A 13088-nucleotide genomic window follows, 5' to 3' on the forward strand; every position below is an offset into this window, starting at 1 on the left:
CCGTTTTTAATACTTAATGCTACCTTCTGGGTCTATCTGCTCCTGTGGTAGATGTCGCAAAGGGATTAATTCAAGGTTGTTCTTGGTATCCAGTTCAAATAACTCTAATAGCTTTTCGTATATTCAACCTTCAAGAAGCTAGACAGCTGTTAGTGTTTAACTAAAATTAAGTAGCTAGCCTTTATACACTGCAGTGTATATGTTCACATAAGTATCAATTAGATTTCATGCTGACTTCACAATCTGAAACTAAACTGAATGTAAAGAGAAGGCATCCCAAACAAACAGGAGATTGCCTTCGAATTATCCATTTAACGATCGAGGGGGGATATGCTTGTTTTCAAATATTGGAATTCCAGGCTTAGTATTAATTCTTGTTATTGCACTTATCATTTTTGGTCCGAAAAAGTTGCCTGAAATCGGAAGAGCAGTAGGTAATACATTGAAAGAATTTAAGCAAGCAACGAAAGAGCTTAAGGAGGATGTTGACGTCACGAGTACATTAAAAGACAACAAAGAGTAAGTTTGGTATAAGGAGGGGGTTAAGTGAGTTCAGCTATTCGTAATTTGTTGTCAACAGATGTAGTAGAGGTGTATGAAGAAGCATGTAAAAACTTTCGAAATAAAACAGTAGCTTGCCGACTATGCATCGACTGTTGCAGTGAAGAAGCGATCTCATTACAAAATCAAATACCTACCATCATTGCTAAAAAATGTATTGATTGTTGTGCATGTGTTAGTGAGTGTCCAGTAAATGCTATCGATCATATTCGCAAACCTTATGGGAAAATTTCTGAATATGTTAACGATTTTCCATTCACAGATATCACGTGCGACCAAGTTGAAGAAGTTAACCGAGGAATTAAAGTGCCATGTTTACTATTTTTAGATGCTCCTCTATTAAGTCAGTACGCTGACAAACGTGAAGAACTTCACATATATACTGGTCATTGTCAAACTTGCAAAAAGTCGAATGAAGAAAGAATTATAATCCACTTTAAAAACCTTGAAAGAGAATTAGAGCGTTTAGGAATTAGTATATTGATTAAAGCAAAATATCAAATGCCAGAAGATAGCATTGAACAAATTGTTGATGCCGTTTCTAGAAGAGATCTGCTTAAAAAGTTTTCCTTGGCTAACATAAAAGAATTGCTTCTCAATCGAGAGACGATATCAGAAAAAGATGAACAAACTTTAAGTATTATAGAACGAATGCATTTAAAGAAAAAAATCTTAGATCAGTCAAGAAATAGAGCGGGGTCTAGAATTAACAAAACGTCTTCTAAAATATCGAGTTTTTTATTCTCTATTAAAGTCAATGAAGAATGTAATGGTTGTAACGTTTGTGAAAGAATTTGTCCAACAAATGCACTTTTTTGGAAGGATGAACCTGGAATCAGTTATTTAATGTTTGAACCAAATTCTTGTATCCATTGTTCTAAATGCCTTGCGTGTCCGCAAAAAGCTTTAGCGATTTCAGAACGAACGCACTATGACGATGAAATTCCTAGTCAACTAATAGCAATGGAAATAAAGATTTGTAGAGAATGTGGTGAAACTTTCAAAACAATAAAAGATCATGAGCAACTTTGTTTCTTTTGTGAGGCGAAAAGCTCAAAAGATCCTATGCGATTTTTTACAACAGAATGATTAAAGATAGGAGAGGTGAAAAAATGAAAGTTTATCAAAAGAAATTCTTAATCTTATTAAGCAGTATTGCAGCTGTGTTTACCCTAAGCGCTTGTTCCGATAATAACGTAACAATTGATAATATCGGACCAGGCAAGGAAAAAGTTGAAGCTCCTGTAGTACAACTTGAATCTGACTCATTTGAGCTTTTACAACAAGTTTCTGAAGAATATTTGAAGAATACCAGTTTCGAGTCAATTATGCCTGGGGAAGTATATGACAAAATAGTTTTTGGATCAGAGGAAGATTTCCTGATTGTTGATGTCAGGGAAACAGAAGCATTTGCAGCTGGAAATATTGGTGGCTCAATAAACATTCCTTATGGTGTGACAGCTGATCAAAACCAAATTCAAAATCTGCCCAAAGATAAGAAGCTGATCGTTGTCTGTTACTCGGGACATACAGCAAGTCAAACAGCAGCCTTGTGGAACATGTTAGGTTACAACGCCATTCCCATGGAATATGGGATGGGTGGTTGGACAACTGCAGAAGGGTTAGGAGCAGCGTTTGTTAAGCAAGCTTTTGAATTTGAAGTAGTAAAGACCAATTTTCCAGCTGATGGAACAAATGCATTACCTAATATTGAAGCGCAGGAAGCAACAAATATTAATGAATTAATTTTGGCTCAATCAAAGAAATATTTGACTTCTGGAAAAGGAGCCGTAATTCCTGCTCCAAAGGTATTAGAAAAAATTGAAGAGAATGCAACAGACGTGTTCTTACTTGATATTCGGCAAGAAAGTCATTATCAAAATGGACATTTAGAATATGCAGTAAATATTCCAGTGGAAACTTTAGCTAGTAAAGATAACTTAGCAAAACTTCCAACTGATAAACAAATTATTATTATCGGTTACAGTGCAACAGATGCTAGTATTGCCAATCGCGTATTAAATCAGCTTGGGTACAACGCTATACCATTACATTCAGGAATGCGTGTTTGGACTTCAGACCAATCAGTCACTGGAACAAATGGAATTCCTGTCAATTCGTTAGGGAAATACCCAATAGAAAAATTAAATTACAACCTTGAAGGTGAAGGGGCAGAGGCTAGCTGTAGCTAGAATAGCTAATGAGAAAGGAGAATGAAAATGTTAAAAATGCAAAGACGTACATTTTTAAAAGCATCAGCTGCAACAGCAGTAATGAGTGCTGTTCCGTTGTACTTTGGTTTTAATGATTATAAACAAGTAGCTTCAGAGGCTCCTGTGAAGAAAATACCCACTACATGTAATGGGTGCGCGAGTATGTGCGGACTGTTTGCCCATATAAAAAATGACCGCTTATGGAAAATTGAAGGTCACCCCATCCATATAAAATCTAGAGGGCGTTTATGTGCAAGAGGACATGGAATGGCTGCAGATTTGTACGGTAAAGGACGAGTAACTGGGCCGATGAAACGAACTGGTGAAGAAACATTTGAACCTATTTCGTGGGACCAAGCGTTTAAAGAAATTGGTGAGAAGCTTCAAGGAATTATAAATACACATGGTGGGAACTCCGTAATGTGGCTAGAGCATGGGGTTCGTGGTAAGTTTTATGCTGACCAATTTTTAGATGTAATTGGTTCATCCAATTACGTTACTCATTATTCTACTTGTTTTTCTTCAAAAACAAATGCATGGCATCACATGGCCGGTGGCTCACTAAATGGGGATCATGAGAATTCAAAGTATATGATTTTTGAAGGCCGTAACTTTGCTGGGGCGATTATTCCACACGGAATGAACCAAATTACAAAGGCAAAGGAAAATGGAGCGAAAATTGTTGTTATTGACCCGCGCTATTCTGAAATTGCAAAGATTGCAGATGAGTGGATCCCGATCCGTCCTGGAACGGACTTAGCGTTCCGTTTAGGGTTAGCTCATGTTCTTATTACAGAGAAACTTTATGATAAAGCTTTTGTAGATAAGTATGTTGAAGGTTTTGATGAATTTTGGAGAGTGAATAAAAAATATACACCTGAATGGGCAGCTGAGATTTCAGGAATACCAGTTGAAAAAATTCGCGAGATTGCTCGTGATTTAGCCAAACATGCTCCTCAAGCCTTTATAGAGCCAGGCTGGCATGGTCTACACTGTCACTATATCAACAGTACGCAAACTGCGCAAATGGGCGTTATTGTGAATGCTTTATTAGGAAATTTCTATAAGCGTGGTGGCTTGATGCCAAATGCTAATGCTCCACTTGGTTCATTACAAATTCCTGATCAGTTTCATCCAGAAAAAGGTCCAAGAATTGATGGTGCTGGTGTAGAAGGAGAATTCTTAACTGTTGAACCAGGTCGAGGCATTGCACACCGTGTTCCTGATGCGATAGAAGCAGGAAAATTAAAAGCACTATTTGTCTACCACTTTAACCCGGTAAGAAATGCTCCAGATCCTGAATACCAAAAGAAAATGAAAGATGCTGAACTAGTCATTTCAATTAACGTTGATTGGAATGAAACAAGTGTCTATGCAGCGGATTATATTTTACCAGAAGATTATTATCTAGAAAGAACTGAGGCACCAACAAATGTAAATGGTCACATATCGCATGATCATCCACAAGTATCTATTCGTCAAAAGGTAGTTAATAGATTGTTTGACACAAAACCACTTCTTGACATAATGAGAGGTATCTCAAATGAAATGGGCTACTACTTGTACGATTATACAGTTGAAGACCAAATAGCTGCCGCTGTAGAACCACTAGGAATTACACCTGAGCGATTGAAACAAGCAGGAACGATTGAATTCCCTGCAACTGTTAAGCCAGTGTTTCCTGAAAATAAAGGTAAACCAGCATTAGGAACGTATACAGGTAAAATTGAATTTTCAATTGATTTATTTAGGCTGGACGGAAAAATGGGTGTACCTACGTGGATTCCACCAATGGTTATGCCGAATCCAGACAATAAAGAAGAGTTCCGCTTAATTCACGGTAAATGTCCATGGCATTCACACCATGTAACAAGTAATAATCCTGAATTAATGGCAATTACTGAGAAGTATGATGGTACTTCAATGTGGATTAATACCAAACGAGCGAATGAATTAGGAATTATAAATGGTGATACAGTCTTTGTAGAGTCTGATATTGCGAAAAAGAAAGTCAAAGTAAGAGTAACTGAGTTTATTCACCCAGAAGCAGTGTGGATTCCTTCAGCATACGGTGGTTTTTCAAAGAAATTAGAAACAGCTTATAATGTCGGTGTTAACTACAATGATTTCATTCCTTCGATGGTCGAGCCTTACTCAGGAACAACGATGTCACAGGAAGTAGTTGTTACGGTAAGAAAGGAGTCTAACTAATTATGGCTAGATACGGTTTGTTAATAGATGCAACAAAATGTACTGGATGTAGTGCCTGTAGCATTGCTTGTAGTCAGCATAATCAATTAGAACTTGAGGTTAATTACAACCGTTTGGAATTTGTTGAAAAAGGAACCTATCCAAATGTGAAAATGGAGATTGTTCCACTGCAGTGTATGCACTGTGACAATCCTCCATGTGCTCTTGTATGTCCAACTCAGGCTACCTACAAACGTGAAGATGGAATTGTTTTAGTTGATGCCAATAAATGTATCGGTTGTAAGTACTGTATGACTGCTTGTCCTTATGATGCTAGACAATTAAACCATAGCCGTGTGCCGGAAAAATGTCGTTGGTGCCCTGAGATTTTATCAAAAGGGGAACAGCCTCCTTGCTCTAGTACTTGTATGAATGAGGTTCGATTACTTGGGGATTTAGAAGATCCAAATAGTGAACTAAGTAAAAAATTAGCAACAACTAGTACTTATCAACTAATTCCTGAAAAAGGAACGAAACCACGAATTTATTATGTGAAAAAGTAAAGAGAGGTGATTCTTTTGTTGTTAAATCGTAAAGTTTGGATTATTATCTCGAGTATTTTAATTATTGTTGGTGTCGCTGGTGCCATAAATGTCATTCTTCATGGTGAAGAAGTAATGGGAACGACGAATTATGTACCATGGGGTGCGTTACTGGCAGCATATGTATTTTTTGTTGTATCTTCTACAGGGTTATCATTAGTTTCGTCATTAGGTCACGTTTTTAAATTTAAGAGATTTGAAGTGATTGGGAAACGTGCTGTGTTAGGGTCAATTATTACATTATTAATGGGATTTGCTGTTATTGCACTTGAGTTAGGAAACCCATTAAACATGATCCATTTGTTGTTTACACCAAATTTTTCATCAGCGATTTTTTGGATGGGATTGTTATATGGTGTCTATCTTGTCTTACTATGTTTTGAGTTATTCTATATGATCAAAGATGACCACAAAAAGTCTACTTTTTTGGGCTGCTAGTATTAATTTCGGCAATTGCTGCTCATAGTAACTTGGGCGCTGTTTTCGGATTTTTAAATGCTAGACCATATTGGAATGGGCCGTATTTATCAATCTACTTTATCTTATCAGCATTATTATCAGGTGCTGCTTTACTTTCAATCATGTACTTTATCGTATCAAAAGTGAAAAAAGATGAAACACTTTACTTCCGTGGCGATCATATTGTAGCTAGTTTAGGGAAGCTTCTCTTATTCTTTATTGGAATTACATTATTCTTTACAACATGGAAGATCCTTACAGGCCTATATGGTGCCGTCCCTGGTAAGTATGAAGCAGTTATGATTACTTTAACAGGACCATTTGCAATATCGTTTTGGGTATTTCAGATCGGATTAGGGATGATTGTACCAATCTTACTTTTATCTTTATCAAATGGATTTAAGCCATCTCGTGTTTTTACTGCGGCTATTTTAGTTGTAATTGGAATTTTCTTTATGCGTTTAGACCTTCTCTTTGTAGGTCAGATGATCCCACTTGAAATGGTTAAAGGTATGCAAGTGGAAATGTACCGAACATTTTCAATTACATGGTCAGAATGGGCAATCATATTTGGAGCGATCGGTGGCACAATCCTACTCTACTTAGTTGGAGAAAAGTTGTGGAACCTGCAAACCATCGTTCATGAGGATGAGGAAAAAGAACTGTCAGTACAAACACTGAGAGTTACAAAGGCATAATTAATAAAGGAGAATGAAGATGATGATAAATAAAATACATGAACAAGAAGAACTTCAAAAAATCATATACACTTTCGCAGAACTATTTAAATACCCCACCCAAGATTTTTATGAGGAAGTAAGCGCTGGTCATGTAGATGAAGGATTAAAATCTTTATTCTCCAATCTCCAGTTTGACATTATTGCTGATTTAAAAGGAAAGTGCCTCTCAAAAGAGAACTTGCAACAACAATATATGGATTTATTCTCTGGATTGAAACAGCCGTTTGCCCCACCTATTGAGTCTGTTTATAAAGTATGGACAACAGATGAAACAGCTCAAGTCTCAATTGCAAAAAGTAAGGGATATTTAATGGGAGATCCAGCTTTACACATGCAATACTTATATAAGCAATTTCAAATTGAAGTACCAAACGGGTATGAAAATATGCCTGACCATCTAACTTTACAGCTTGAATTCTTAGCATATTTGCTTGAAACTAGTAATCAAGAGGTAATCTATCAATTCATTGATGATCATTTAGATTGGCTTGACGACTTTCATAATGAGCTTAAAAAGATAGAGGTTAGTGATTTCTATTCACATGCAACAAGGCTATTACAACTGTTTTTACAAAATATTACAAGATCTATTTTCGATACTAGAAAGGAGTGAAACTTCTCGTGTATATAAAAGTATTGTTAACTTCATTGTTTTTTGTCCTTTTCATTACAACGGGCTGTACAAGTGTAAGTGAAGTAGCTGTAGATAAAGTGGAAATCGTAAGCGCTGAAACTGATTTATCTATATATATAGTAGAAGCGGAAAAAAGTGAAGGCCCTGAATCGGTCGAGCTAGAAGATCATTTAAATTATATTGATACCCCAGAATTAATGGCATTAATGTCAGGAGTTATGCCAACAAGTACAGAGCGAACAGCGTATGAACAATATATGCCTGAATGGGATTTTGTTCTAATTGACTCAAGACCTCCCCCAGTTTATAACACCGGGCATATAAATGGTGCGATTAACATTCCAGATGGAGAGTTTGATACCCTTGCACATTTATTACCGGAAAATAAAGATAAAATGCTTATTTTCTATTGTGGAGGTTTGCATTGTCACTTAAGCCCTGCATCTGCGAACAAAGCACTTGCTTTAGGCTATACAAATGTATGGGTGTATCAAGAAGGGACGCCATTTTGGAAAAGTTTCGGGAACTATTTCGTTGTTACAGAGAAATATGTAGAAAGCTTAATTATGGAAACATATGTTACAAAAGAAGATGCACTGCCATTTCTTATTCTAGATTCACGAACATATTCAGCATACTTTAATGAGCATATTCCTGGAGCCATTTTTGTTGATGATAACGAGTTCGCGAAATATCAATCGCTTATCCCAAGGGATAAAAATACCGATATCGTAGTGTATTGTGGAGGTTTCTTCTGTCATAAGAGTCATCACTTTGCAGAGGCTCTAGTAAAAGAAGGATATACAAATGTAAAAGTTCTTGCAGGTGGTATGCCTGCCTGGAAGAAAGCTGGTCTTCCAACATTTGGCCTCGAGAGCGCTGGTGGAAGTTTTGATGTAGCAGCCGGAAAAGTTGATCGTTCGTTAACCCCTACTGCTTTTGATGAAAAAATCAAAGGTGCAAACGTTGTCGTTCTAGATGTACGTAGTGATGGAGAACGTGCTGGTGGTGCAATTCTAGGCTCGATCCATATTCCAGATAGCCAAATTAATGCTGATCCAAAAGCAATCGCAGGAAAGTTACCTGCTGATAAGAATACGACCATTCTTATTCACTGTGCGTCTGGTGCACGTGCGGCAGGAGTCGTAGAAAAAGTTGCAGATTTAGGTTACCCTAACACTTTTTATTTAAATAATGCGATTAAAGTAAACGCAGACGGAACGTATGGGTTTTAAAAAAGAAAGCGAGTGGATTTAAAACCACTCGCTTTTTAAATTGGAGGCGGTGAAATGAGAATATTTTATGTTATTCTATTGTCCTTGAATATATTTTTAAGTGGTTGTTCAACTATAGAAACAGAATCAGACCAAGAGTCTGAGTATCCCATTGAAAATGAAGCAATAGCTCAAGAATTATCTAGTGAAGAGATGAGTTTGTTACTATCAATGAGGTTGAAGCAATTTTATCATTCCTACCCAGAGGGGAAATTTATTATGAAAGCCGAGGAAGTAAGAGATGTCTTATCAACGTTTTATATAATCGACATTAGAGATAAAGAACAGTACGAGAATGGACACTTACCAATGGCTGTGAATATTCCTCGAAAAGAGATCTCTAACCAACTAGATGTAATTCCTAAGAACAAGCGGGTCCTTGTAGTATGTGATACGGGGCAAAGTGCAGCTCAAGCATCAGCGCTATTGAATTTCGTGGGCTACAACGCAGTGAGTTTATCTGGAGGGTTTCGTGGCTGGAATGCAAGTATTGAAGGTGTAAATCATCTACCAGTATATGAGTTAGAGGGTCGTATGAAAGTATCCCAACAAACAAATGATGGCGCAGTCTATATTGATGTTAGAGAAGAGTCTGAGTATATTACGGGTTTCATTGAAGGGTTTATCAATTTTCCACTAAGTGAGTTGGGAGAAAGATTCGTAGAATTACCAAAAGATAAAGAAATTATCATTATCTGTCGTACGGTTAATAGAAGTATGCAAGCGGCAGGTGTACTCTTAGAAAATGGGTACAAATACGTTACTAATGTTTCTGGCAATGAAGGTGGAATGGCTGGATGGACGGGAAAAGTTGTACATTAACACTTGGGTAGAAAAAAACGAATGAAAAGAGTTTTTCTCTTTCATTCGTTTTTATAATCTTAAATACGAATATGAAGCGCTTCTTGAACTGGAACGTACTCGTAGCCTAAGTCTCTAGCTACTGCTTCATACGTGATTGAACCATTTGCAACGTTCACACCAAGCTCTAATGATTTATTTTCAACTACTGCCGTGTAAACACCTTTATTTGCAATTTGTAATGCATAAGGAATAGTTACATTTGTCAAGGCAATTGTCGATGTGCGTGGAACGGCACCAGGCATATTAGCAACAGCATAATGAACGACTCCGTGCTTTTCGTACGTAGGTTCACTGTGAGTTGTAATACGATCAACTGTTTCAAAAATACCACCCTGGTCAATCGCTACATCGACAACAACGGATCCAGGTGACATTGTTTTTATCATTTCTTCAGAAACAAGCTTCGGTGCTTTTGCTCCTGGAATTAATACAGCACCGATCACAAGATCAGACTCGCGTACTGCCTCAGCAATATTTAGTGGGTTAGACATTAACGTATTAATGCTGCTTCCGAAAATGTCATCAAGATAACGTAAGCGCTCAGGGCTCAAGTCGATAATCGTAACATCAGCTCCAAGACCCATTGCAATTTTTGCAGCGTTTGTTCCTACAACGCCACCACCAATAACAGTTACTTTTCCTCTTTTCACCCCAGGAACTCCAGCTAATAAAATCCCTTTTCCACCTTTAGGTTTTTCTAAGAATTGAGCCCCAATTTGTGAAGCCATTCGACCTGCTACTTCACTCATAGGAGTTAATAAAGGTAATGTACGATTGACTTCTACAGTTTCATAGGCAATCGCAATCACACCTTTAGTAGTTAGGGCTTTTGCAAGCTCAGGTTCAGCGGCTAAATGTAAGTATGTAAATAAAATTAATCCTTCACGGAAATAGTCATATTCTGTTGGCAGAGGTTCTTTTACCTTCATTACCATGTCAGCTTTATTCCAAACATCAGCAGCACTTTCTAAAATTGTTGCACCAGCCTCAATAAAGTCTTCATTTGTGAAACCGCTTCCAATACCTGCATTTGTTTCAACATAGACTTGATGACCAGATCCAACAAAAGAAATAACACCTGCTGGAGTGATAGCCACACGATTTTCATTATTTTTTATCTCTTTAGGTACACCGATAATCATCTGTAAATCCCTCTTTCTCCAATTAAATTTAGCACCAGTTTTAGTATAGTTTGTTTACCTACCGTTAAGCAATATAATTTTTAAAAACGAAAAGAAAAGACGACAAACAAACATAATAAGGAGCTGACTCACGTTTTTACCTAAACCATTGAGGTTTAACAAGACGTGTTGTAGCTCCTAAGAAATGTTAGTGAAGTTTTCTTTTATCATATTTTCTGTCTAGGCGTTCGAGTACGTATTTGCTATGATCTTCAGTTGAAAGAAAACCAACATAATCAATAGGCATTACATCATAGTAAACGAAGTAGTCACCACTTTTAAAGCGTACATAAAGCGCATGAGTGATGTCATCATAGGTTGCCGAATCAATATGTTGAGAATTAAAATTTGTCGTTTCCAAGATCTCACTCCCTTTCATAGTAAGCCACATTTAGTTTTACTATTCCCAATTGTGTTCTTGTGAAACATTTTATTTACAAATTAATGGATTAAGCGACTAATTTCCTCTGTGGATAAAACTTTTCCACTTGACACTACTTTTCCATTCACAACCAAAGCTGGTGTATAGATAACACCATATTTAATAGCATCTGGAAGGTAGTCAATTTTCTCAATATCTGCATAGATACCTTTTGCTTCTACAACTTCTAACACTCTTTTTTCAAATAGTTTGCTATTAATACATGTTGCTACAAGAAGCTTAATTTCCATAGCTACCCCTCCTATAGACAATCTCTTACTTATATAATATACGAATTTTTCAACTATTCATTTTTATATTCTTACAATCCTGTGAAATGCTATATATTTCTGGTTTAAACGACAATAATTTTATTAAATGGCATTATCTTGATTAGTGTTTTTATTTTTGCTGTTTTCATAAACTTTGGTGCTTTTAGGTCGTCTTTTGAGAATAAATAAGCTTTTTGGGAAATTTTTTTTGTCCCAATGGCTTATTTATTCTCAAAAGCTTCACGCAAAGCGTGAAGAACCAAGCATTCGCTTGATTACGACCTAAAAGCTAATAGCAACAAGCTTTTAGAAAAGAGAGTTTATTTTTTCACAAAATCGACGCTAGCTTTTGACAATTCTGAGACACTTTGTAGAAAATATCCACAATTGAGTATATATCAACTAAAATTAAAATAGTGTATGGGGTATTATTTCGTGAGAAAAAGAGGTGTCCTAAATGAAACAAACCTTTCGAATTTTAGTCGCTGATGATGAGAAGGAGATCTTAGATTTAGTTTGTTCATATTTAATAAAAGAAGGCTACTCCGTTATAAGGGCTGAAGATGGGTTACAAGCTTTATCCTTATTAGAAAAAGAAAAGGTCGATCTAGTTATTCTTGATGTATTAATGCCATATTTAGATGGGTTTTCAACGTGTGCAAAGATACGAAGTATTTCCAATGTGCCAATAATCATGCTGACAGCGAAAAGTGATGAACGTGATCGAATTCATGGCATAAAAATTGGGGCAGATGATTATATAGTTAAGCCTTTTAGTCCAAAAGAGCTTTTAGTTAGGATTGAAGCAATGTTTCGCAGAACATATGATTTAAATACGAAACAGGAATCAATGATCCAAATGGGAGCATTAACCATTAACTTAAAAGGTAGGAAAGTCATGTTAGAAGGACAAATTGTGGACTTAACAAGGAAAGAGTATGATCTCTTGCTCTTTTTTGCGAAACAGTCTAATCAAGTCTTTAGTCGTGAACAACTACTGGACCATGTTTGGGGTATGGAGTATCAGAAAGGAACACTGAGAACTGTAGACACCCATATTAAAACCCTTCGCTATAAGTTGGGTGAATATGGGAAAATGGTAAAAACGGTTTATGGCATTGGATACAGTTTCGGGGTTGAGCACTAGTGAGAATGAATAAGATACTGAAAAATCCATTATCATTACGACAAAAAACATGGATTTTAGTCACTTCTGTTATCATCGTTAGTTTGGTTGGGGTTCTATTTTTAACAAATTACCTATATGAGCGCTTTTATATAGACAAACAAATCGACTTATTAATCGCCCGTGGGGATCTGTTAACGGAACTATATTTTGATGATGAAACCACAATGGAAGAATTTATTGATCGAGTTGAATGGATGAACCGTTGTGCAGAGGCAAATGTCTTATTTGCAGATAACCTACAATTTCTGCTAGGAAACGAACCTGGTGCGGGGAAATCAGACAAATTAATTACCTTAGAAGAAAGCAAAATTCTACAATCGGGACAATCAATAAAGGTAGTACGGAGACAATCCTCATTTGAAAAGCCAATTATGGGAGTAGCTGTACCTTTACTTGATGAAGAGGGTTGTCTGTTAGGGGTTATTTTCTTATATAAAACACTTGCAGAGATATTTGAACCTTTTCAAACGACAAGAACATGGATCTTA

At 36.6% G+C, this 13088-nt stretch carries 14 protein-coding genes and 1 pseudogene; 12 read left to right on the top strand and 3 right to left on the bottom strand.

All coding sequences use genetic code 11. The features are described from left to right. Positions 1–334: 334 nt before the first annotated feature. From H1D32_RS07260 to H1D32_RS07305, 10 genes are read left to right on the top strand one after another with little or no spacing between them, the layout of a single operon-like run. The gene (locus H1D32_RS07260; RefSeq protein ID WP_261177574.1) at positions 335–523 is read left to right on the top strand and encodes a twin-arginine translocase TatA/TatE family subunit; all 189 of its coding nucleotides are present in this window, start codon (positions 335–337) and stop codon (positions 521–523) included. 23 nt (positions 524–546) lie between these two features. After that, the gene (locus H1D32_RS07265) at positions 547–1650 is read left to right on the top strand and encodes a 4Fe-4S dicluster domain-containing protein (RefSeq protein ID WP_261177576.1); all 1104 of its coding nucleotides are present in this window, start codon (positions 547–549) and stop codon (positions 1648–1650) included. 23 nt (positions 1651–1673) lie between these two features. Further along, entirely contained in the window at positions 1674–2753 is a 1080-nt protein-coding gene (locus H1D32_RS07270; protein WP_261177577.1) for a rhodanese-like domain-containing protein, read from the top strand. A 27-nt stretch (positions 2754–2780) separates the two neighbouring features. Then, on the top strand, positions 2781–4985 hold the full coding sequence (gene srrA / locus H1D32_RS07275) for a respiratory selenite reductase catalytic subunit SrrA (RefSeq protein ID WP_261177579.1): 2205 nt from the start codon (positions 2781–2783) through the stop codon (positions 4983–4985). 2 nt (positions 4986–4987) lie between these two features. Further along, entirely contained in the window at positions 4988–5527 is a 540-nt protein-coding gene (gene srrB, locus H1D32_RS07280) for a respiratory selenite reductase subunit SrrB (RefSeq protein ID WP_261177580.1), read from the top strand. A gap of 18 nt (positions 5528–5545) precedes the next feature. Continuing rightward, the gene (nrfD, locus tag H1D32_RS07285; RefSeq protein WP_261177581.1) at positions 5546–6004 is read left to right on the top strand and encodes an NrfD/PsrC family molybdoenzyme membrane anchor subunit; all 459 of its coding nucleotides are present in this window, start codon (positions 5546–5548) and stop codon (positions 6002–6004) included. 32 nt (positions 6005–6036) lie between these two features. After that, on the top strand, positions 6037–6723 hold the full coding sequence (nrfD, locus tag H1D32_RS07290) for an NrfD/PsrC family molybdoenzyme membrane anchor subunit (protein WP_261177582.1): 687 nt from the start codon (positions 6037–6039) through the stop codon (positions 6721–6723). 19 nt (positions 6724–6742) lie between these two features. Further along, complete coding sequence (locus tag H1D32_RS07295) at positions 6743–7378, top strand: TorD/DmsD family molecular chaperone (protein ID WP_261177583.1); 636 nt, start codon at positions 6743–6745, stop codon at positions 7376–7378. An 8-nt stretch (positions 7379–7386) separates the two neighbouring features. Beyond that, positions 7387–8634, top strand: coding sequence for a rhodanese-like domain-containing protein (locus H1D32_RS07300; protein ID WP_261177585.1), 1248 nt, complete (start codon positions 7387–7389; stop codon positions 8632–8634). Between the two features lie 54 nt (positions 8635–8688). Further along, the gene (locus H1D32_RS07305) at positions 8689–9495 is read left to right on the top strand and encodes a rhodanese-like domain-containing protein (RefSeq protein ID WP_261177586.1); all 807 of its coding nucleotides are present in this window, start codon (positions 8689–8691) and stop codon (positions 9493–9495) included. Positions 9496–9554: 59 nt separating this feature from the next. Here the strand turns inward: H1D32_RS07305 and ald are convergent, their stop codons facing one another. The 3 genes from ald to H1D32_RS07320 all read right to left on the bottom strand — a co-directional run bounded on the left by ald (position 9555) and on the right by H1D32_RS07320 (position 11390). Next, on the bottom strand, positions 9555–10679 hold the full coding sequence (gene ald, locus H1D32_RS07310; RefSeq protein ID WP_261177587.1) for an alanine dehydrogenase: 1125 nt from the start codon (positions 10677–10679) through the stop codon (positions 9555–9557). Positions 10680–10866: 187 nt separating this feature from the next. Further along, entirely contained in the window at positions 10867–11079 is a 213-nt protein-coding gene (locus H1D32_RS07315) for a KTSC domain-containing protein (RefSeq protein ID WP_261177588.1), read from the bottom strand. 80 nt (positions 11080–11159) lie between these two features. After that, complete coding sequence (locus H1D32_RS07320; protein WP_261177589.1) at positions 11160–11390, bottom strand: thioredoxin family protein; 231 nt, start codon at positions 11388–11390, stop codon at positions 11160–11162. 478 nt (positions 11391–11868) lie between these two features. On the opposite strand from H1D32_RS07320, the gene H1D32_RS07325 reads away from it, so the two are divergent. Next, the gene (locus tag H1D32_RS07325) at positions 11869–12558 is read left to right on the top strand and encodes a response regulator transcription factor (RefSeq protein ID WP_261177590.1); all 690 of its coding nucleotides are present in this window, start codon (positions 11869–11871) and stop codon (positions 12556–12558) included. Then, positions 12558–13088, top strand: a pseudogene (locus tag H1D32_RS07330) (hypothetical protein); the annotation flags it as partial. The gene H1D32_RS07325 and the pseudogene H1D32_RS07330, both read left to right, overlap by 1 nt.

The sequence above is a fragment of the Anaerobacillus sp. CMMVII genome, assembly GCF_025377685.1.
Taxonomy (GTDB): Bacteria; Bacillota; Bacilli; order Bacillales; family Anaerobacillaceae; genus Anaerobacillus.